The organism is Nocardioides lianchengensis, from assembly GCF_900101465.1.
Lineage (GTDB): Bacteria > Actinomycetota > Actinomycetes > Propionibacteriales > Nocardioidaceae > Nocardioides > Nocardioides lianchengensis.
In genome coordinates this window covers 24,580-46,420 of the sequence record NZ_FMZM01000020.1, presented here as the reverse complement: position 1 = coordinate 46,420, position 21,841 = coordinate 24,580, and the positions used below count along the sequence as shown (strand labels likewise).

The 21,841-nt window shown below is 69.2% G+C and carries 13 protein-coding genes; 5 read left to right on the top strand and 8 right to left on the bottom strand.

All coding sequences use genetic code 11. The features are described 5' to 3' along the window. Positions 1-556: 556 nt before the first annotated feature. The 7 genes from BLT76_RS25110 to BLT76_RS25080 form a co-directional block, all read right to left on the bottom strand. Positions 557-1,561, bottom strand: a complete 1,005-nt coding sequence (locus tag BLT76_RS25110; protein ID WP_090861060.1) for a hypothetical protein — start codon at positions 1,559-1,561, stop codon at positions 557-559. Between the two features lie 269 nt (positions 1,562-1,830). Then, complete coding sequence (aspD, locus tag BLT76_RS25105; RefSeq protein ID WP_090861059.1) at positions 1,831-3,462, bottom strand: aspartate 4-decarboxylase; 1,632 nt, start codon at positions 3,460-3,462, stop codon at positions 1,831-1,833. Between the two features lie 59 nt (positions 3,463-3,521). Then, positions 3,522-5,213, bottom strand: coding sequence for an aspartate-alanine antiporter (gene aspT, locus BLT76_RS25100; RefSeq protein WP_090861058.1), 1,692 nt, complete (start codon positions 5,211-5,213; stop codon positions 3,522-3,524). A gap of 127 nt (positions 5,214-5,340) precedes the next feature. Next, positions 5,341-6,804 carry a basic amino acid/polyamine antiporter gene (locus BLT76_RS25095; protein WP_090861057.1) on the bottom strand — a complete coding sequence of 488 codons (1,464 nt, stop codon included), beginning with the start codon at positions 6,802-6,804 and terminating at the stop codon, positions 5,341-5,343. Beyond that, positions 6,801-10,190: a bifunctional lysylphosphatidylglycerol synthetase/lysine--tRNA ligase LysX gene (gene lysX, locus BLT76_RS25090; RefSeq protein ID WP_090861056.1), complete on the bottom strand. Its 3,390-nt coding sequence runs from the start codon at positions 10,188-10,190 to the stop codon at positions 6,801-6,803. Before lysX ends, BLT76_RS25095 begins: the two co-directional genes overlap by 4 nt. Before the next feature lie 39 nt (positions 10,191-10,229). Further along, positions 10,230-10,895 (bottom strand): DUF998 domain-containing protein, encoded by a 666-nt coding sequence (locus BLT76_RS25085; RefSeq protein ID WP_244509574.1) that lies wholly within the window; start codon positions 10,893-10,895, stop codon positions 10,230-10,232. 32 nt (positions 10,896-10,927) lie between these two features. Continuing rightward, positions 10,928-12,214 (bottom strand): LssY C-terminal domain-containing protein, encoded by a 1,287-nt coding sequence (locus BLT76_RS25080; RefSeq protein ID WP_090861054.1) that lies wholly within the window; start codon positions 12,212-12,214, stop codon positions 10,928-10,930. 56 nt (positions 12,215-12,270) lie between these two features. On the opposite strand from BLT76_RS25080, the gene BLT76_RS25075 reads away from it, so the two are divergent. Beyond that, positions 12,271-13,131, top strand: coding sequence for a hypothetical protein (locus BLT76_RS25075; protein ID WP_090861053.1), 861 nt, complete (start codon positions 12,271-12,273; stop codon positions 13,129-13,131). 101 nt (positions 13,132-13,232) lie between these two features. Continuing rightward, positions 13,233-15,671 (top strand): phosphoketolase family protein, encoded by a 2,439-nt coding sequence (locus tag BLT76_RS25070; protein ID WP_090861052.1) that lies wholly within the window; start codon positions 13,233-13,235, stop codon positions 15,669-15,671. 6 nt (positions 15,672-15,677) lie between these two features. On the opposite strand, the gene BLT76_RS25065 is transcribed toward BLT76_RS25070, so the two are convergent. Continuing rightward, on the bottom strand, positions 15,678-16,829 hold the full coding sequence (locus BLT76_RS25065; protein WP_244509572.1) for an acetate/propionate family kinase: 1,152 nt from the start codon (positions 16,827-16,829) through the stop codon (positions 15,678-15,680). Between the two features lie 374 nt (positions 16,830-17,203). Between BLT76_RS25065 and BLT76_RS25060 the strand changes: the two genes are divergently transcribed. The 3 genes from BLT76_RS25060 to BLT76_RS25050 are packed head-to-tail and all read left to right on the top strand — an operon-like array spanning position 17,204 to position 21,840. Further along, positions 17,204-18,550 (top strand): polysaccharide deacetylase family protein, encoded by a 1,347-nt coding sequence (locus BLT76_RS25060; protein ID WP_170867256.1) that lies wholly within the window; start codon positions 17,204-17,206, stop codon positions 18,548-18,550. A 23-nt stretch (positions 18,551-18,573) separates the two neighbouring features. Then, positions 18,574-19,326, top strand: coding sequence for an ABC transporter ATP-binding protein (locus BLT76_RS25055; protein ID WP_090861049.1), 753 nt, complete (start codon positions 18,574-18,576; stop codon positions 19,324-19,326). A 6-nt stretch (positions 19,327-19,332) separates the two neighbouring features. Further along, the gene (locus BLT76_RS25050; RefSeq protein WP_090861048.1) at positions 19,333-21,840 is read left to right on the top strand and encodes an ABC transporter permease; all 2,508 of its coding nucleotides are present in this window, start codon (positions 19,333-19,335) and stop codon (positions 21,838-21,840) included. Position 21,841 lies beyond the last annotated feature (1 nt).

The following is a 21,841-nucleotide window of genomic DNA, read 5'->3' as shown; positions in this document are numbered from 1 at the left end:
GCGGCGGGAGAAGCACGTGCTGGCGGCGGCGCTCGACCTCGCCCACGACCTCAGCGAGAGCGGCGGCGAGGACAACGACGCCGTGGCCCACTCCCGGAAGGAGATCGCCCGCCTGCGGCACCGGCACGCCTGACCACGAGTAGCAGACCTGGTCCGGGGACGGTGGTCGACGCCGTTCGATAGGCCCGCCCCCGGACCGGGCAGATCAGCGTGGGTGAGCGCGTGCAGCAGGTTGGTGGCTCAGTTCGTCCCTGCGACGATCGCCCAGAATGTCGTCCGTCCACCCCAGCCGCGCCGCGAGAACGAGCGGACAGAGGCGTCGAAGCCGATGCTCAGGACGAGCACGACGGGAATGTTGTGCGAGGAGTCCAGGAGCGAGTTCTGGCCTGTGCTTTTCTGGCACCCAGCCCCAGGGCGACGACCCGCCCTGCCAGCAGGTGGAACTCGCGGCAGGTGACGATAACGAGAGTCGGCTTCCACCACGTCGGACGGTTCCCGAACCCCCGGGGCACTCCGCGCCGCTCACCTTTGTTCGGGCGCTTTCCTGGCCTGTCCGTCATCCGGTGGGTGGCTGAATGCCTGCCGCCCATCCGCCTCGTGCGGCGGCGTACCCCAGTTGCAGCCTGGTCTCGACGTGGGCGTAGTCGAGCAGTAGGCGAATTCGCCGCTGCACCGTGCGGGCCGAGATACCGAGCTCTCTGGCCACCGCGTCATCGGTCATGCCGGCAAGCAACAGTGTCAGCAGGGTCCGGTCCTCGGGGGTGAGGCCCGCCGCAAGTGAACCGGGCACGTCTACTCCCGGTGGTCCCAGGTCGATGTCCTGGGCGCCGTCCCATACGGCCTCGAACAGAGCGACCAGAGCATCGAGTAGACCGCTCGCGCCGAGGAGGAACGCGCTCTTGACTGGAGCGGTACCGATGCCGAGGGGCACGAGTGCGATCTCCCGGTCGACGATGAACATCTTCGTGGGGACGGTGGCGGCGATGCGCGCCTGACCGCCAGCCGCCTGGGTGCGCTGGATCTCCTGGGCGAGTCGGGGCTCCTCCTGCAACATGGCTCGCTCCAGGACGACGCGATAGGTGACGCCCCGGTTCATGGCGACGTCCTCGGCGCCGTTCTCCGTGCTGCTGATGACGGCAACGGGCGCCTTCACCAGACTGAGAACCTCTCGGCGTGCGTTGAGCTGAATCTGCTGCAGACGCGCCGCGACCTCGTTAGGGCCGTGGACGATGTCCAGGACGGCGTCGGGCATCTGACTGCGTCGGGCCTCCTGGAACGTGGACTCCAAGTCGGCCACGGCGGCCTCCGCCGCACGCAGACCGTCGGCGCGGTCGGCGACCAGGGCTCCCAGTGCCACGGCCGGCCTGACCGCGGCGTACTGCTCGCCGGGCCGGCGGACTGCGAGGTGATGCTTGACCAAGGCTTCCAACAGGTCGAGGGCCTCAGCGTTCCCGAGCTCGAGACGGGTGGCGAGGTCGGCGGCGTTCGACCAGGGGACCTCGGTCAACGCCCGGTACGCGCCTGCTTCGGGATTGGAGAGTCCGAGGACTTCGAGGGACACGGGACTCCGTTCGAGGACGAGGCTTCCGACCCGCCGGGTCGTGAAGCACGACCGTTGCCAGGACGGGGGACGCGGTGACAGGAGCAGCGTAGGCGCGAGGCGCGGCGGAGAGGGCGCGGACCTCGCAACGCTCCTGTCGCGTTCCGTCATGGCCGATTCTCGACGCGCGATGCCGTTGGTCAGCCCCGTGGGGAGCGGCAGAATCGTTGCTGGCGCAGCCGGCCCGCGCACGACGTCCCCCCGATGGCCGACCGGCTGCGCCCCTCTCGCTACTTGCCGCGCCACTCGTCGACGTACTGGTCACCGACGGCGCGAAGGCTGGCTCCGATCTGGTGGTACTGCTCATCGGCGAGGTTGGCGATGGAGATCCGGATGGACCACGCCGGTCCGGCGAAGCCTCCACCGTTGAGGGCGACGATGCCGGTCTGCTCGGCGAGGCGGAACAGGATGTCGGTGGGTTCGTAGTTCTCACGCATCCACTCGGCGAATTTCGGCCCGTAGCTGGCCTCGGCCCAGAGGATCAGGTCGAGCTCGATGTAGTACCCGACACGCAGCGGGTCCTCGGGCAGCTCGATGCGCAGGCCCTCGAGCAGGGCGTTCAGCCGACCGGCCAACAGTCGTTGGGCCTCCGCCTTGTAGGTGTTGTCCGTGTCCAGGAGGCAGTAGGCGGAGAACAGCAGCATCTGGCACTGCTGGGGCAGGGAGAGCCCCGCAGTGTGGTTGAGGGCCACGGAGCGGCTGTCAGCCACGAGGCGGTCGACGAACTTGATCCGCTCCGGGTGCAGGGTGAGCGTGGAGTACCGACGGTCGAGGTGCTGCCGATCGGTCTCGGGGAGTGCTGCGAGGGCCTCGTCGAAGATGTTGTCCTCACCGACCGCGATGACGCCGAGCCGCCACCCGGTGGCTCCGAAGTACTTGGAGAACGAGTAGACGCCGATCGTGTTGCGAGGGATCTCGGCCATCAGGGACCGGAACCCGTTGATGAACGTCCCGTAGACGTCGTCGGTGATCACGATCAGCCCCGGGTTGTCGTGGGCCACGATGCTCTTGACGTAGGCGAGGGTCGAGTCGGCCAGGCGGACCGACGGCGGGTTGGTCGGGTTGACGACGAACAGTGCCTTAATCGACGGATCGCGGAGCTTGTCGAGCTCCTCGTCGGGGAACTGCCACGTGTGGTGGTGGTCCTCAGTCATCGAGGTGGCGTTGAGGTACACGCAGTCGAAGTCGTACTCCTCGAGCTGCGGGATCTCGAGGTAGGGGGTGAAGACGGGCACCATGATCGCGATCCGATCGCCCTTGCTCAGCAACCTGTTCTTGCTCAGGGTGTCGAAGATGTAGCACATCGCCGCAGTGCCGCCCTCGACGGCGAACAGGTCCCACGTGCCGTCGAACCCAGCTGGGCCACCCATCTCCTGCACCAGGTACTCGTGCACGATCTTCTCGGCGTGGGTCAGCATCCGGTCGGGCTCGGGATAGTGGTCGCCGATGATCGAGTCGGCGAGCTCCCAGACGAACGCGTCGGGGTTGAACCCGTACTCGTTCACGCCGTGGTCCAGGAGTCGACGCAGGAGGCTGATCCCGGCGCCGTCCGTCTTGGGGTGGGCCTGGAGCCATGCGCGGAACCGCTCGGAGATGCCATCCTGCGTGGGGATACCGGCGAGCTCGGCGTCCCACTCGTTCGTTCGTCGGCACTCCTCGAGCGCGAACTCACCCAGCGCGAAGAACGCCTCGCGCGGGGTCGTGGCAACGAAGTTGGGGTTGCCACGGCCGGCGTTGAGCATCTGGAACGCGGTCCGGCGCTCGTGCTCGCCGGCGAGCGCTCCCAGGGCAGCTTTCAACTCGAAGGGGCTGAGCGTCTGCAGAGCGGCGATCTGGTCACGGGTCGGGTAGGGCAGAGGCATGGTGGATTCCGTTCACGAGGACGTTCCGGCGGGTGGGGACAGGGTCAGGCGACCAAAGGTCAAGCGAGCAGGGCGACGATGACCGAGCCCCAGATGGTGAGCAGGACGTTCCCCACGGCGTAGGGGACGGTGTAGCCGATGACGGGGACCTGGCTCTTGGCGCGGTCGGTGACCGCACCGATGGCGGCGGTGGTGGTGTTGGCGCCAGCGATGATCCCCAGCAGGATCGGGGTGCTGAACTTGAAGACGTACTTGCCCAGGAACAGGCAGGTCACCATCGGGAACAGCGTCACGACGAGCCCTCCGACGAGCAGGCCCAGTCCCTTGTCCTTCACGCCATCGACGAAGCTCGGGGCTGCGACCAGCCCGACGATGCCGACGAAGAGGCACAGGCCGCCGGTGGACATCAACCAGTTCGCCGCGGGCGGAAACTGCCCGAACGTGGGCCTGCGGGAGCGCAGGTATCCGAACAGCAGACCCAGGATCAGTGCTCCGCCCGAGGTGGTCAGTCCGATGTCGGCGCCCGCGATCGCCATCGTCGGGAGGCCGACGAGGCACCCCAGGGTGATGCCGATCCCGACGTACGACAGGTCGGTCGCGTCGCTCGTGCGGGCCGCGTAGCCGAAGTGGGCGACGATCGCCTCGACGTACTCCTGGGCGCCCTGCACTTCGAGCTCATCGCCGAGGTGCAGCACGGTCGAGTCCGACCAGGGGACCTCGATCGCAGCACGGGTCAGGCTCCGGACGAAGATGCGAGGCCCGTACTGAGCCATCACCTCGCCGATGGTCCGTCCGGCCACGTCCTTGTTCGTCACCACCAGCGGCAGCGTCTCCACCTGGTAGTCGAGGAGGTCGGCGTCGTCGACCTCGACCGCGAAGTTCTCCGGGTGCTCGGCCACCAAGTCGTGCCGCCGGGTGGACACCGTCACGACGTCGTCGACCTGCAGAACGGTGTCCGGGCTCACGAGTGAGACGGCGCCGTCGCGACGCATCCGGTGCACGATGATCGGGTGCCCGTGCTGGCTGACCTCGGCCTCCAGGTCAGCGACGGTCTGGCCGACCAGCGGAGAGTCAGTGAGGCGGTAGGTGCGCCGGACGATCGCGTAGTAGGCCTTGGCGACATCCGGAGAGGTCGCCGTACCCAGCTTCCGTTCGAGCTCGGCGGACTCCTCGGCCAGGTCCTTGGTGCCCACGAGGCGGGGAGCGACCGACGACAGGAAGTACGCCGCGGCAGCAGTCCCGACCAGGTAGCAGACCGAGTACCCCACAGCGATCTGCGACTCGTACGTCGCGATCTGGTCCGGGGTGATGCCAGGGAGCTTCTCGATCGCCGAGGAGGCCACCCCGATCACCGCTGACTGGGTCAGACCGCCGGCCAACAACCCTGCCCCCCAGCCGACCCCGTAACCCAGGACCTGGGCGACCACATACACGCCGAGCAGGCCCACCACGCACGAGATGACCGCCAGGGCCAGCTGTTTGAGGCCGTCGGACCTCAGGCCCGCAAAGAACTGAGGACCGACGTTGTACCCGAGTGCGAAGAGGAACGCGATGAACGCCACCGACTTGATCAGGGGGTCGATCGTGACGTCGACCTGTCCGACGATCACCCCGGCAAGCAGGGTACCGGTGACCGATCCCAGCACGATCGACTTGAAATGCAGCTTCCCGATGAAGAAGCCGATCCCCAGGGTCAGGAAGATCGCGATCTGCGGGTTCTCCCGCAGGGCATCACTGAACCAGTCCCACATCTTCGACTCCTCGCTTCGATGCAGTGGTGCACGTGGAACGAGACCAGGACCGGCCTCGTTGTCGAGCTCGTCCGGCAAAGGTGCCGACCGTCCTCGTGGTGGTGGCGGCGCCAGGACGGTGACGTGCTCACAGGGAGAACGTCCCGTTGCCGATGAGGACGATCCCCAGCATCGCCAGCAGGGAGAGGATGACGCACCCGACCGCCTCGGGCGGCGTGAAGATGCGCTGGCGCTGCTCGCGCCGGGCCACGACGTACAGGATCGCCCCGGGTGCGTAGATGATGCAGCCGAGCAGGAGGTACTTCGGCCCGGCGGCGTAGAGGAGGAAGACCGAGTAGAGGCAGGCCAGCAGGGCGACCGCCAGCTCCTTGCGCCGGACCTTCTCCTCCTCGGGGCCGAATCCCTCGCGGGTCAGCGCCAGCTTGACGGCGTACGCCGCCGCAAGGAGATAGGGGACCAACGTCAGGGCCGTGTCGAGGTCCAGCATGAAGTCGAGCGCGTCCTCGACGACCAGCACGAGCAGCAGGAACAGCTGGACCGACACCGTGGTGGTGATCAGGGCGGCGATCGGCGTGCCTGAAGCGTTCTCCCGGCCCAGGAACCGCGGCATCACGTCTGTGCGGGCGGGCATGAAGAGCACCTCTGCGTTGAGCAAGGTCCAGGCCAGATAGGCACCCAGGACAGAGATGATCACGCCGATGCTGATGAAGGTGGCGCCCCACGAGCCGACCACCGACTCCAGCACGGCACCCATGGAGGGCTGGTCGGCTGCGGCGAGCTCGCGCTGGGGCAGCACGCCGTACGACACGAGCGTGACGGAGGCGAACAGCGCCAGGGTGCTCACGAAGCCCAGGAGGGTGGCGCGGCCGACGTCCTCGCGGCGCTGAGCCAGCCTGGAGTAGACGCTGGCGCCCTCGATGCCGAGGAAGACGAACGTCGTCACCAGCATCGTGTCGGTGACCTGGTCGAAGAGCGAGCCGAGGGTGTGCGACCTCCCGCCCCAGAAGTTGTCGCCGAACGTGCCGGCGTCGAATGACACCAGGGCGAGGACGATGAACACCACGATCGGGAGCAGCTTGGCGATGGTGACGATGCGGTTGACGACCGCGGCCTGGCGGATGCCGCGCGAGATCAGGACGTGGAAAGTCCAGACCCCCACGGACGCGAGCAGGACGGCGAACAGGGTGCTCCCGTCGCCGAGGCCGGGGACGAACTCGCCGATGCTGGCCATGGCGAAGACCATGAAGAAGACGTTGCCGACAACGTTGCTCGCCCAGTACCCCCACGCGGCGTTGAAGCCGGCGTACGGCCCAAAGCCCGCCTGGGCATAGACGTAGATCCCGTTGTCCAGGTCGGGCCGCCGCATCGCCAGCGACTGGAAGACGAAGGCAAGCATGAGCATGCCGAGGCCGGCGACGGTCCAGGCGATGAGCGCTCCCAGGACGCCCGTCGCGCCCCCGAAGTTCGACGGCAGGGTGAAGATCCCGCCGCCGATCATCGACCCGACGACCATCGCCGCGAGGGTGAGGACCCCGACCTTCGGGGCGGCGCTGCTGCCGGCGCGGGCGTCGGCAGAGACGTCGGAGGTCATCGGTTCGGCTTCACCAGCGGGAACAAGATCGTGTCGCGGATGCTAAGCCCGGTGAGGTTCATGACCAGGCGATCGACGCCGAGGCCCATCCCGCCGGTGGGCGGCATGCCGTACTCCAGCGCCTCCAGGAAGTCCTCATCGACCTGCATGGCCTCGGCGTCCCCGGCGGCAGCGAGCAGGGACTGGGAGACGAGGCGCTCGCGCTGGTCGAGCGGGTCGACGAGCTCGGAGTACGCCGTGCCCTGCTCGGCGCCGAAGATCACCAGGTCCCACTTCTCGGCCAGTCTCGGATCGTGCCGGTGCGGTCGGGTTAGCGGGGCGTTCTCTTTCGGGAAGTCGGTGTAGAACACCGGCGTGGTCGTCTGCCCCTCGCAGAGCTCGCCGTAGATCTCCTCGAGCAGGAAGCCCCAGGACGGTTCGAGGTCGTACTCGAGGCCGATCCGGGTGGCGTACCTCTTCAGGTCCTCGAGCGGGGTGTCGGCCGTGACCTCCTCGCCCAGTGCCTCGGAGACGGCCTGGCAGATGGTCCGGACCGGCCAGTCGCCGGAGAGGTCATACTCGACGACCTTGCCGTCGGGGCCGGAACGGCGTGCGATGGGCTCGCCGTAGATCGCGACGGCCGCGTCCTGGATCAGCTGCTGGGTGAGGACGCGCATCGTGTCGTAGTCGCCGTAGGTCTCGTAGACCTCGAGCGAGGTGAACTCCGGGTTGTGCTTGAAGTCGACTCCCTCGTTGCGGAACTGACGCCCCACCTCGAAGACCTTCTCCATGCCTCCCACGAGCAGCCGCTTGAGGTGCAGCTCGGTCGCGATGCGTAGGTAAAGATCCATGTCGTAGGCGTTGATGTGCGTCTCGAACGGCCGGGCGTTGGCGCCACCGTGGACGGTCTGCAGGACCGGCGTCTCGACCTCGGTGAAGCCCCGCCGGTGCAGCGTGTCGCGGATGCTGCGCACGATGGTGGCCCGCTGATAAGCGACGGTGCGGGCGTCGGGGCGCACGATGAGGTCGAGGTAGCGGGTACGGACCCGGGCCTCGGGATCGCTAAGGCCCTTGTGCTTGTCGGGCAACGGGCGCAGGGACTTGCTGGTGATCGTCACCGAATCGGCCAGTACCGTCAGCTCGCCGGTGTGGGTGGTCATCACCTCGCCCGTGACCCCGACGTGGTCGCCGAGGTCGACGCCGTGCGACCACAGGTCCGAGACCGCTGGATCCACCCGCGTGGCGTCCACCATCACCTGGAGGTCACCGCTGCCGTCGCGGAGCGTGGCGAAGCCGAGCGTGCCCATGTCGCGCTTGAGCAGCACCCGGCCGGTCACCGAGACGGCACGACCCGAGGACGTGTCGGGCGCCAGCTCACCGGCCTCCTCGCGCACCTGGGCCAAGGTATGAGTGCGGGGAAAGGACACGGGATAGGGATCGATCCCCTGACTGCGCAGACGCTCAAGCTTGGCCCGACGTACCCGCATCTGCTCCGGCAGGTGCGCGGTGGACAACGCCTCGGCGACAACGTCGCGCGGCGGCGGGATGAGGGCCAGGACAGCGGCGGCGTGCTCCGTGCCACCCGTGTCCAGAGCCTCCTCCTGGCTGTTCTTCGACCGGAACAACGAGATCGACGGCCGGGTCAGGAAGCCCTCGGCACTGCCGGCGGCCGTGCCGACCCGAGGAAGGTCCGAGGCGAACTCGTAGCCCATGTAGCGCGGCTGCCAGTCGGGGAGGTACTTCGCGTTCGACCGGTAGAGGGACTCCAGCTGCCAGGTCTTGCTGGCCAGCAGCAGACCCTGCCGCCAGACCCGGGCGACCGGCCCGGCACCCACCTCGGCACCGCGCTCGAACGCCTCGCGGAACATCGCGAAGTTCAGGGACACGAGCCCGACACCGAGGGTCCCGCGCTGCTCGGCGAGGTTGGTGACCATCAGCTCGATCAGTCCGTTGTCCGCGGTCGGGTCACGTCGCATCAGATCGAGTGAGAGGCCGGTCCGTCCCCAGGGTGCGAAGCTGAGGAATCCGCGCAGGGCTCCGTCGCCGTCGTAGGCGGAGACGAGGACGCACTGCCCGTCCAGGGGATCGCCCAGTCGCCCCAGGGCCATCGAGAAACCGCGCTCGTCGCCGCCGTCCCCCCGCCACCGCCCTGCGGCATCGTTGAGGCGGGCGAAGTCCTCATCGGTCAGCGTCGCGTGCCGCGTGACGGCAACGGAGTACCCGCGACGCTCCAGCCGGGAGACCGACTGCCGGACGCCCCGCATTCCCGGGCCGCTGCGCGAGAACGTCGCCATGTCCACGATCGCCTCGTCGCCGATGTCGAGCATGGTCAGGCCGGCGTCCGCATAGGCGAGGGCGCCGGCACGGCCGGCCCCCATGACGGCCAGCGACCACCCGTTCGTCCTGGCCTCCTGCTTCCACCGGGCCAACGCGTCCGGCCAGTACGTCGGGTCTCCGACGGGGTTGCCGCTGGCCAGGCAGACCGATCCGATCGCCCGGTAGGAGACTCCCGCGCGGGCGGTGGTGACGTCGTCGGTGTCCCAGACCACCGACTTGTCACGCCGGGTGGCGAAGTAGCCCAGCGAGTCGTTCTCGCCGAAGTCCCGCAGCAGCGCTCGGACCTTCGCCTCGTCGGCGACCTCGAGCGTGCGGCTGTCCTTGGACGCGCGAAAGAGCAGGTTTGCTGCGCCCAGCACCACGAGTGCGCCGAACAGGCCGATCACGAGACGAACCCAGAACGGGGCGGTGGCCTCACTGGGGTCGCCACCTCCGCGCCCGACGTCGGCGATCATCGTGTTCCACACGTAGACCGTCGACTCGCCGAAGTCCGGCGAACGGCCGAACTCGTCGACCAGCCACGCTCCTCCGAGGAGCATCGCGGCACCGCCGACGAGGAAGACCGCAAGCGCTCCCCGCAGGCTTCCGGCGACCCGGCGCGCGACGTACTGGGGCCGACTCATGAAGGCGACGACGGCGACGGCCCCGACCACGACGAGACCGACGGCCTGGAGGGCACGGTCAGGTCCGTCCACGATCCCGACGATCCTCCCGATCTCGGGCAGGACGAGCCACCAGACGACCATCACCCACCACCCGGCTCGCAGTCGCCGTCGGAGCGCGACAGCCATCACGAGCAGCAACGCCGAGTAGACGAGGCTCGGCACGATGGGGATGAGCAGCGTGGACACGATGTCGTCGGCCTGGGCGAAGTAGCGGTGCCAGGGCGGGACCAGCGAGATGACGAGCACGAACGTCGCGAGCAGGAGGGCAGCACCCGCGAAGCGGTCCGGCCAACGGTCGTCCTGCGGGAGGTGGATCGCGAGCTCGGTTCGCTCGTCCGACTGTGAGTCGGACGACTCGCCGACCGACGGATCGGCTTCGTCGGTGCCCGTGGTCACGTCGTGCATCGGCAGGTCCTTCGGGAGGGGAGGGAGAGAGCAGGAAGACTAATCAGAGGTCCTAGCCGGAGACTTTCCCAGACCCTGCGTGCCTGGGACAGCCCTACGACTCTCGTCCCAGGCGGCGAAGAGAGCGAGAGTCACGATCCACGCGCTGATGAACAGGATGTGCACACGCTGGCTGGCTCCGACCGCCCAGGCGGGGTCCTGGGTGACGTTGAAGTACTCGAAGAGAACGCTCGCCGCGACGCCGCCCAGCCAGAAGTTCCACCACGCGACTCGGCGGAACCAGCGAGGACCCGTCGACCGCGTCGTGATCCAGGCTGCCGCCACGGAGACGTAGAGGGCGGTGTCGGACACGATGCTGCTCCCGTCGTGGACCGACGTCTGCAGACGGTCCCGAGCGGTGTCGCACACCTGTCCCGGTCCGCAGGGGGTCGCGACGACGGCGGCGACGGTCGCGCCCAGAGCGAACAGCACGACGGCCACGATGCACAGCTCCCGCCACGGGCCGGCGCGCAGACCGCGCCTGACCCAGGGCAACAGCGACACGACCAGGACGGCGCACACGACGTCGGTCACGCGCAGCAGCGACGCGTTGGGTTCGCCGGGCGCCTCCAGCTCGCTGACGATCTCACCCATGCCTGAGAAATCCCGGAGCACCCAGTCGAGGAAGAAGTTGGCGTAGAGCAGAGCGGCGGAGAGACCGACCATCACGAGCACGGCCGGGACACGACGCGCGCTGTTCACCGGACCAGTCTCCCCGACGCGGGCTCGGTCGCCGCCGCGAACTCGCGGGCCGGGCGGCTGGAAAGGGCGAGCAGCACGAGGATCCCGCCGGCGACCGTGGGCAATCGGCTCAGACTCACGGGATCGTCGTTTCCGAGGTCCGTGACGAACGAGGCGGTGGTGGTCACGGCGCAGGCGCTCATCAGGGTCAAGCGTGCCCAGTTGCGAGCGAGATGGACGGCCACCGCCAGTCCCAGGTCGACGACCGCGAAGAGCAGAGCGGCAGCGACCAGCGCCGTCCGGAACGTGTCGTCGTCGAGCCCGGACGCGCTGTCGGTCGGTAGGTCGAGAACGTCCGGCGCAACGACCGCGAGCACGGCGATCGCGACGTACGACAGGCCTCTGGCCATCGCGATCCCGACGCCGAGGACGGTCTGAACGGGCCGGCGCCCGGGCCCTATCGGCGCCGCGCGGACGACCGCCGCCGTCCCGGGCAGTTCCCGAAGATCCAGGACGGGCAGGTGCCCGTCCGTCTCGATGCGGTCGCCCCCGCCGTTGCGGGAGTGGTAGCCGGACGAGAAGTTCGCGATGACCTGGAGCTTGGTCCCCGGGGCGGCCGTCGTCACGCTCCGCACCACGACGTCACGCTCCCGGTCGGTGTCCGGGGCGATCTTGTGAGTGACCTGCAGCGTGAAGAGGGACAGTCCCACGCGCCGGTCGAAGGTGGCCGCCGCCAGGAAGTCCACCGGAAAGCCACCAGGAAGCATCCAGCCGTCCGGGCAGCGCCAGAAGCGGACGTGGTGGCGACGGGAGGGCGTGCCGGCGACCTCGCGCTGGTAGGCGAAGTCCTGGACCCGGTCGAAGAGATGCAGGGGACTGACCGGCGCGGCCGGGTAGCTGCGTCGCCGCAGGGTCGTCCACACGATCCGCCAGGACGAGGCCACCGAGACCTCGTCCGCGCGGATCCAGCCTCCGGCACTCATGACGCGGTGCACCTGGTCGGAGCCGCCGAGGAGAGCCAGATTGACCGGGTCGCCTAGCAGCCCGTCGCTCGTTCGGGCTCGCCCGACGAAGTATCCCGGGACGTAGAGCTGGGTCAGGAGCCGGTGCAGCCGAGGCAGCAGCAGGTAGGAGACGAAGGCCCAGAAGGCGACGAGCAGCAGCGCCTGCCATCCGTGCTGGACGCCGTCGCGCAGCAGGACGTACGCGAGCCACGTCGAGGCGAGGGTCGAGAAGACGAAGAATCCGCCGTCGATCGCGTCGAGGAGGGGACGGCGTCGAGGGGGCCGCCCGATAGCCCACATGGACGCATCCTAGGGACCGTGTCGAGTAGCGTCGCCGCGTGACGTTGGGTCTTCTCATGGCATCCGCGGCGGCGCTCTGCTACGGGTGCGGGTCGGTGCTCCAGGCGATGGCGGCTCGCAGCACCGAGTCGGTGAGCGGACTCGACCCGCGGCTCCTGGTGCGCCTGCTCAAGTCGTGGCGCTACTTGGTCGGGGTCGGACTCGACGGGCTCGGTTTCGTCCTCGGGCTGGTCGCGGTTCGAAGCCTGCCGCTGTTCGTCGTCCAGTCGATCGTGGCGAGCTTCCTCGCCATCACCGCGATCCTGGGCGCGATCCTGCTCAAGATGCCGCTCGGTCGGCGCGACCGCATCGGTCTCGGCGTCGTGGTCGGGGGTCTGGTCCTAGTCGGCATCTCGGCGGCGGAGGACTCCGAGGTAGCCGTCAGCCGGATCGAGCAGTGGGGGGTGCTCGTTGCAGCCCTCGCCCTCGCGCTGGCCTCGGTGCTGCTCGGACGGGTCTCCGGGGCCGCCGGAGCCGCGGCACTCGGGGCGGTCGCGGGACTGGCCTTCGGCGCCACGGCGGTCGCCTCGCGCATGCTCCCCGGTGACCTGTCTCCAGACCGGATCGGCAGCGAGCTCGGCACCCTGCTGACCAGCCCCGCGACGTACGCGCTCGCCGTGGCCGGGGCGGTCGCCCTGCTGGCGTACTCGATCGCCCTCCAACGCGGGACGGTGACCCAGGCGACAGCGCCGCTCGTCGTCGGCGAGACAGTGGCACCGGCCCTGGTGGGCATCCTGCTGCTCGGTGACCACCCGAGGCCCGGATGGGGCTGGATCGCGTTCATCGGCTTCGTCCTGGCCGTGCTGGGAGCCATCAGCCTGGCCCGCCACGGCGAGCTGACCGAGGATCCACCCGGCCCCGCGGTTCGCGGGGGGTAGCGAACGCCGATCGCGCGGTTCGCGAGGGGTAGCGAACGCCGATCGCGCCGTGGAAGGGTTGTGGCCATAGGGCTCCACACCACCTTCCGGGAGGACTCACTGTGGTTGACGCAGGGCAGGGAACGTCGTCGCTCGAGGACGCCGAGCTGGCTGAGATCGACGCGTGGTGGCGGGCGGCGAACTACCTGGCGGTGGGCCAGATCTACCTGCTCGACAACCCGCTGTTGGAGCGTGGCCTGGTCCCCGAGGACATCAAGCCCCGCCTGCTCGGCCACTGGGGGACCAGCCCCGGGCTCAACCTGGTCTACGCCCACCTCAACCGGCTGATCCGTCGGCGCGATGTCAACGCGATCTTCCTCGCTGGTCCGGGGCACGGCGGCCCGGCCGCCGTGGCGAATGCCTACCTCGAGGGCACCTACAGCGAGCTCTACCCCCGGGTCGGCTTCGACAAGGACGGCATGAAGGAGCTGTTCCGCCAGTTCTCCTTCCCGGGTGGCATTCCGAGCCACGTCGCTCCCGAGACGCCGGGCTCGATCCACGAGGGCGGCGAGCTCGGCTACGTGCTCTCCCACGCGTACGGCGCCGCGATGGACAACCCCGACCTGGTGGTCGCGGCCGTCGTGGGTGACGGCGAGTTCGAGACCGGTCCGCTGGCGGCCTCGTGGCACAGCAACAAGTTCCTCAACCCGGTGACCGACGGCGCCGTCCTGCCGATCCTGCACCTCAATGGCTACAAGATCGCCAACCCCACGGTGCCGGCGCGCATCCACCGCGAGGAGCTGGAGAGCCTGCTGCGGGGCTACGGCCACGAGGTCCTGACGGTGGAGGGCGATGACCCGGCCGACGTCCATCGGCAGATGGCGGCGGCGATGGACCGGGCCTACGGCACGATCGCCGAGATCTGGCGGGCAGCCCGCGAGGACGGAGATGTGGAGCGTCGGCCCTGGCCGATGATCCTAATGGTCACCCCGAAGGGCTGGACCGGACCCAAGGTCGTCGACGGCCTTCCCGTCGAGGGGACCTGGCGGGCCCACCAGGTGCCGCTGTCGGGCACCCGGGACAACGACGAGCACCGCGCCCAGCTAGAGGAGTGGATGCGGTCCTACCGGGCCGAGGAGCTCTTCGGCGCCGACGGCGTCCTGGTCGAGGAGCTTCAGCGGCTGGCGCCGACCGGCACCCGGCGGATGAGCGCCAACCCCCACGCCAACGGCGGTCTGCTCACCAAGCCGCTGCGGCTGCCCGACTTCCGGAGCCGCGCTGTCGAGGTCACGGCCCCGGGGGCGTCGATCCACGAGCCGACCCGAGTGCTGGGGGAGTACCTCGTCGACGTCGTGCGGGACAACCCGACGAACTTCCGGATCTTCGGCCCCGACGAGACCGCGTCCAACCGCCTCGACCCCGTCTACGCGGTGACGGACAAGGTGTTCGCCGGCAACATCGTCGACACCGACGAGCATCTGGCCCGCTCGGGTCGGGTCGTCGAGATCCTCTCCGAGCACACCTGCCAAGGCTGGGTCGAGGGCTACACGCTCACCGGGCGGCACGGGCTGTTCAGCTGCTACGAGGCGTTCATCCACCTGGTCGACTCGATGTTCAACCAGCACGCCAAGTGGCTGAAGACGACCCGCGACATCGCCTGGCGGCCCCAGGTCCCGAGCCTCAACTACCTGCTCAGCTCCCACGTGTGGCGGCAGGACCACAACGGCTTCTCCCACCAGGATCCCGGCTTCATCGACCACGTGGTCAACAAGCGGGCCGAGGTCGTCCGGGTCTACCTCCCGCCGGACGCCAACACCCTGCTCTCGACGATGCAGCATTGCCTGGAGAGCCGGCACTACGTCAACGTCGTGGTGTCCGGCAAGCAGCCGTCGTTCGACTGGCTGACGGGCGAGGAGGCGGACCTGCACTGCGCCCGGGGCGCCGGGATCTGGGAGTTCGCGTCCAACGACGAGGGGGACCCCGAGGTCGTGCTGGCGTGCGCCGGGGACGTGCCGACCCTGGAGGTCCTCGCGGCGGTGAAGATCCTGCGGGAGGCGCTGCCGGACCTGCGGATCCGGGTGGTGAACGTCGTCGACCTGATGCGGCTCCAGGACGAGACTGAGCACCCGCACGGCATGACCCACGCCGACTACGACAACCTTTTCGGCACCGACGTGCCCGTGATCTTCGCCTACCACGGCTACCCGTGGCTGATCCACCGGCTGACCTACCGCCGGGCCAACAACCAGCACCTGCACGTGCGGGGCTACAAGGAGGAAGGAACCACGACCACGCCGTTCGACATGGTGATGATGAACGACATGGACCGGTTCCACCTGGTCATGGACGTCATCGACCGCACCCCGAGCCTCGGGTCGCGAGCGGCGTCGCTCCGTCAGGAGATGGTCGATACCCGTCGTCGGGCCCGGCAGTGGACCCGTGAGCACGGCGACGACCTGCCCGAGGTCCGGGACTGGGTGTGGACCCCGGAGGGCGAGGACCCGACGCGGGGGAGGTCCCCGTCGGTCACGGCGGCGGCGACGACCAGCGCCGACTTCTGAGCGGCGCTAGCCGCCGACGAGCGCCACGGCCTGGCGGGCGATCGCCAACTCCTCGTTGGTGGGCACCACCAGCACGGTGACCGGCGAGTCGTCCGCCGAGATCCGGCGCGCGCCGGCGCCCGCCTCGTTGCGGGCCTCGTCGAGCACAATGCCGAGCCGCTCGAGGCCGCGCAGGCAGCCCGCCCGCACCCGCGGGCTGTGCTCGCCCACCCCTGCGGTGAAGGTGACGACGTCGGCTCCGCCCAGGACGGCGAGGTAGGCGCCAAGGTACTTGCGCACGCGGTGGACGTAGACGTCGTAGGCCGCCTTCGCGCGCTCGTCCCTGCGATCGATCGCGTCGAGGAGGTCGCGGAGGTCGGTCGTCCCGGCCATCCCGAGCAGGCCGGACCGGTGGTGCAGCACGTCCTCAAGACCGTCGGAGTCGAGGTCGCCGTGCCGGAGCAGGTGCAGGAGCAGGCCCGGGTCGAGGTCACCCGCCCGCGTGCCCATGACCAGGCCCTCCAGCGGTGTCAGTCCCATCGACGTCTCGACCGGGCGACCGCCGCTGATCGCGGACGCGGAGGCGCCGTTGCCGAGGTGCAGCACGATCTGGTCGAGGTCGTCGATCGGGACGTCCAGGAACGCGGCCACCTCGGCGGCGACGTACTGGTGGCTGATGCCGTGGGCGCCGTACCGACGAAGGCCGGAGGACGTGAGCCCGCTCGGCAGGGCGTACGTCGCGGCCGCCGCCGGGAGGTCGGCGAAGAAGGCGGTGTCGAACGCGGCGACCTGCGGGACGTCCGGGTAGTGGCCGCGGGCACTCCGAATCCCAGCCGCGGCCGGTGGGTTGTGCAGCGGAGCCAGACGAGCGAGGTCGTCGATCTCGGACAGGACGTCGTCGTCCACGACAGTCGGGGCGACCAGGTCCGGACCGCCGTGCACGACCCGGTGACCGATCACGGTCAGCGATGCCGCTGACACGTCGTGGTTCTGGAGGTCAGCCCGCATCAACTCCAGTGCCGCGTCGTGATCCGAGACGTCGCCGGTGCCGATCCGCTCGACAGTTCCACGGACCCGGGCGACTCCCGACGCTGGATCGACGACCTGGTACTTCAGCGAGGAGGACCCGGCGTTCAGGACGAGCGCGAGGGTGCCTCCTGAGGTGCTGTCCTGAACCACCGGCATCCTCTCAGTCGGTCTAGACCTGACGGCACTACTGGAGTGAAGTGTGCCGCATCCGTCCCTGCTGATCGCTGAGCGATAGGTCGCGGTCCCTGATTCCAGATTGCGAACGCAAAGTCAACGCTGGTGATCACGGCTGCTTACTTCTACGGTCTTGCCATCGTGGGAGTGCATCGGGCAGTCCTCAGATGGGAGGCCCTCCCGCCATGCGGCGTCATCACCGCACCCCGGTCGCCTTCCGCCCCAGTCTGTCGCGCGCCCCGCAGCGAGGGCGCCCTCTCAGTTGGGGGGTAGCCCTTGCGGTCTCGGCTCTGATCCTAGTCGGGTGCACGGACGACGAGCCCGACCCCGAGCCTGTGGCGGCGGTCGTGGTGGACGTCCCACGAGTGCTCGACCGCTCGGCCGTCGTCGGCCTCGTCCCGCGCCAGGACTCGTCCAACGACCCCGAGGACCAGCGCTCGATCTCGACGGTCTCCGTCCCCGGCGAGAAGTCGCTCGACGACCGGCTGCGGGCGATCGCGGATGATGCCATCGCGGACTACGAGTCCGGCATCAGTCCAGGGACGGCCAACGAGCTCAACGTCACCTGGGACCCGGTGCTCGCCGCCGGCCCCTTCCTCGGCGTCCTCACGACGGCCCGTCGCTACACCGGCGGGGCGCACAGCACCACGATCAGCCAGAGCGTCTACACCGACGTCGCCTCGGGCAAGACGTACACCTCCGCCGAGCTGGTCGACGACGTTGGCCGGTTGCGGACCTGGGTCGCCGACGCGGCCGAGAAGGCAGAGCTGGGTCGGTCCGGCCTGCCTCGACGGGCCGCCACCGTGCGTGACCTCCGCTTCGAGCCGGACGGCAGCCTCATCATCGTCCTGGCCCAGGGCGAGGCCGGGGCCGAGGCTCTCGGCGAGGTAGCCGTGCGGGTGAACGGCGACGCAGCGGGCGAGGCCTTGAGCAAGGTCGGCCGGCAGGTGCAGGACGCCGCGCTGGAGGGGGATCCCTTCGAGGGAGTCCCCGACCCCGTCGACGAGCCGAGCGCGGAGCCGTCCACGGTGGCTCCCGCGACGGGCGAACCGCAGCCAGCCGAGGCCGACGCCTCCCCGTCCGAGGAGGTCGACTGTGATCGCGAGAAGTGCATCGCCCTGACCTTCGACGACGGCCCCGGGCCGTACACGCAGAAGCTGCTCGACGAGCTCGCGGCTAAGGACGTCAACGTGACGTTCTTCCTCATCGGCGGGAACGTCGCCACCCAGCCCGACCTGGTCCGCAAGGAAGTCGAGGCGGGTCATGCGATCGGCAACCACTCGTGGGATCACCCGCAACTCTCGGCCATGTCCGATGCGGAGATCGCCGACGAGGTCGACCGGACGGCGGCGGCCATCAAGGACGCCGCCGGGGTGACGACCAGCCTGATGCGGCCGCCGTACGGCGCGACCAACGACACGGTCGCGAGCGTCCTCCGGGACCGCGACGACGCCCAGATCCTCTGGAACGTCGACACCGAGGACTGGAAGAACCGAGACGTCCAGATCACGACCCAGCGTGCCCTCGACGGCGCGGCGCCCGGCGCGATCATCCTCATGCACGACATCCACCCCACGACCGTCCAGGCGGTGCCCGGCATCATCGACGCTCTCCGCCGCCAGGGCTACACCCTGGTGACGGTTCCCCAGCTGCTCAGCGGTGAGCTGAAGCCGGGCGAGAAGTTCTTCAACCGCTAGTCCGTCCAGAGTCGAGGAGTCTCATGACCAGCCCCACCGAAGTGCGGACCCGCTCGGCGGCCGCGCGCGCCATCGAGGCTCGCAAGACCTACGGCGAGGGGGAGGCCGCGGTCCACGCGCTCGCCGGCGTGACGGTCGACTTCCCCGAGCACGAGTTCACCGCGATCATGGGACCGTCGGGGTCCGGGAAGAGCACCCTGATGCAGTGCGTCGCGGGTCTCGACCGGCTGACGTCGGGGGCAGCCTTCATCGGCGACACCGACATCTCCAAGCTGAACAAGACCGAGCTGACCCTGCTCCGCCGCGACCGGCTCGGGTTCATCTTCCAGCAGTACAACCTGATCCCCTCGCTGACCGCGCGCGAGAACATCCTGCTCCCGCTCACCCTGGCGGGGACGAAGGCCGACCAGGCCTGGTTCGACGAGATCGTCCGCACGGTCGGCCTGCAGGAGCGCCTCGGAAACCTGCCCAGCCAGCTCTCCGGGGGCCAGCAGCAGCGGGTGGCGGTGGCCCGGGCGCTCGTGCCCAAGCCCGACATCATCTTCGCGGACGAGCCGACCGGGGCCCTCGACTCCCGGACGGGCACCGAGATCCTCAGCTTCATGCGCCGTGCCGTCGACGACACCGGTCAGACGATCGTGATGGTCACCCACGACCCGCATGCGGCGTCGTACGCCAACCGCGTGCTGTTCCTCGCCGACGGCCAGATCGTCGACGAGATGGACAACCCCACCTCGGATCGGGTCCTCGACCGCATGAAGCGGTTCGAGGGCTAGGCGCTCATGATCAAGCTCGTCCTCAGCAGCGTCCGGCACAACCTCGGGCGCTACCTCGCGACCCTGGTCGCGATCGTCGCCGGCGTCGGTTTCTACACCGCCGTCAGCGTCATCTCCGACGGGGTCATCGACTCGCTCGAAGGCAACATCGATGACCAGTACGGCAACGTCGATGTCGCCGTCGTCCCCGACGAGGCCGACGTGGTCGAGCAGACCGGTGCCCAGCCGGAGCCGCTCAAGGTGCCGCAGGCGGCCGCGGACCAGCTCGCCGCCCTCCCAGGTGTCGACGGGAGCGCCGGAATCCTCACGGCGCCCGTGGCCTTCGAGGGAAGCGACGGCAAGCCGTTCGCGACCTCGGCCACCGGGCGGCTGTGGATCACCGACGCCGATCTGAACCCCCTCTCGGTCGTCACCGGAGACGCCCCGGACGCGGCCGGTGAGGTCGCCGTGGACCAGGGCCTGGCCGACGACGAGAAGCTGAAGGTCGGTGCCGAGCTCACCCTGCTGACCCTGGCCGGTCCGCAGCAGGTCGAGCTGGTGGGGATCACCGAGTTCGGCGACTCCGATGCCCTCGACACCGGCGGAACGGTGTCCCTCAGCGAGCAGGACGCCTTCAACTGGCTGAACTCGGGGAAGCAGGAGTACGAGTCGTTCTACCTGCGGGCCTCGGGATCGGCCGACGACGTCGTAGCCGCGGCCGGGAAAGCGACCCCGGATGGCTTCGCCGTCGAGTCGGGGGACGAGTTCCGCGACGACCAGCGCGAGGCCAACGGGTCGTTCGCCCAGACGCTGAAGACCGCCCTGCAGGCGTTCGCCGTCCTGGCCCTGCTCGTGGGTGGCTTCGTCATCTTCAACACGTTCAGCGTGATCGTCGCGCAGCGACTGCGCGAGCTCGCGGTACTCGCCGCGATCGGCGCGACCCCCCGCCAGCTCAAGCGCTCGCTTCGCCTGGAGGGCCTCGTCCTCGGGCTCCTGGGGTCGGTGCTCGGCGTCGTCGCCGGCTACCTGCTGACGCTGGCGTTGCAGGGGATCCTGGCGCTGACCGGCAACGAGCTGCCCGGCGGGATCTCGTTCCGCTCGGCCAACCTCGTCAGCGGCCTGTTCCTCGGCACCGTCATCACCGTGCTGTCGGTGATGATCCCCGCTCGCCGCGCCGGCCGGACAGAGCCGATCGAGGCCATGCGCGCGGCGGCCACAGAGTCCGCGGACCTGGGCCGGGCCCGCGCGGTGACCGCCCTGGTCCTCGCTGCACTGGGCCTGCTCGGCATGCTCGCCGGCTCGGGTCTCGCCACCATCGGGGCGGGAGCGGTGGCGTTCGTCGCCTCCGTGTTCGTCGGCGCGCCGTACCTCGCCAGGGTTGGCGCGCGCGCCGCCCGTCCGCTGCTCGAGCGGTTCGGCATCGAGGGGCGCCTCGCCGTCGACAACTCGGTCCGCAGCCCCAAACGGACAGCCACGACCGCCAACGCTCTGCTGATCGGGGTCTTCCTGGTCACGCTGGTCGCCGTGGCGGGTGCGAGCATCCGGGACTTCGCGATCCAGCAGGTCAACGACGTCCAGTCCGCGGACTACGTCGTTGTCAGCCAGGGCGGCACCATCGACCCTGACTTCGTCTCCCAGCTGAAGGACGTGAAGGACGTCAACGACGTGGTGGCGTTCGAACGGGCGCCCGTCACGATCGACGGTGCCGCTGCGACCGTCTCCGCCGGTGACGTCGCGGAGATGGCCAAGATCGCGAACCTCGAGGTCGACAAGGGAGACCTCGCCGACCTGGCGGACGGAACGATCGCCGTGCTGGACACCGGCGACGGCAAGGCGCCGAACGTCGGCGGCACGGTCACGGTCACGGACTCACGTGGCAAGGACGCCGAGCTGAAGGTCGTGGCGGTCCTGGCGCCGACTCAGGACACCGGTCAGACCGGGAGCATCTTGGATCAGGCCAGCTTCGACTCGCTCGTGGGCGACGTCGCGCCGACCATCGCGTTCGTCGACGTCGCCTCGGGCGCGCAGGGCGAGACCAAGGACGCCATCGAGGACCTGGCCGACCAGCGACCCGACATCACCGCCCAGGAGGGCAACGCCCTCGGCCAGCTCATCCGCACCGTCTTCGACTTCCTCATCAAGGCGGTCACCGGGCTGCTGCTCATGAGCGTCCTGATCGCGTTGATCGGCATCGTCAACACGATGTCGCTCTCGATCCTGGAACGCAGACGCGAGCTGGGCCTGCTCCGCATCATCGGCATGACCGACAAGCGGGTCCGGCGGATGGTCACCCTCGAGTCCGTCCTGATCGCGCTGCTCGGGACGCTCGGCGGGATGGTGACGGGCCTGGTCGTGTCGCTCCTGCTCGTGTTGTCCTTCAACCGGCTCAGCGACGCCACCATCACGCCCAGCATCCCGTGGGTCGAGCTCGTCGCGATCATGGTGCTCGGCGTCCTGCTCGGCGTCCTGGCGGCCCTGCTCCCGGCACGTCGGTCCACCAGGATGGAGGTCCTTGACGCGATCTCCGCCGGATGAC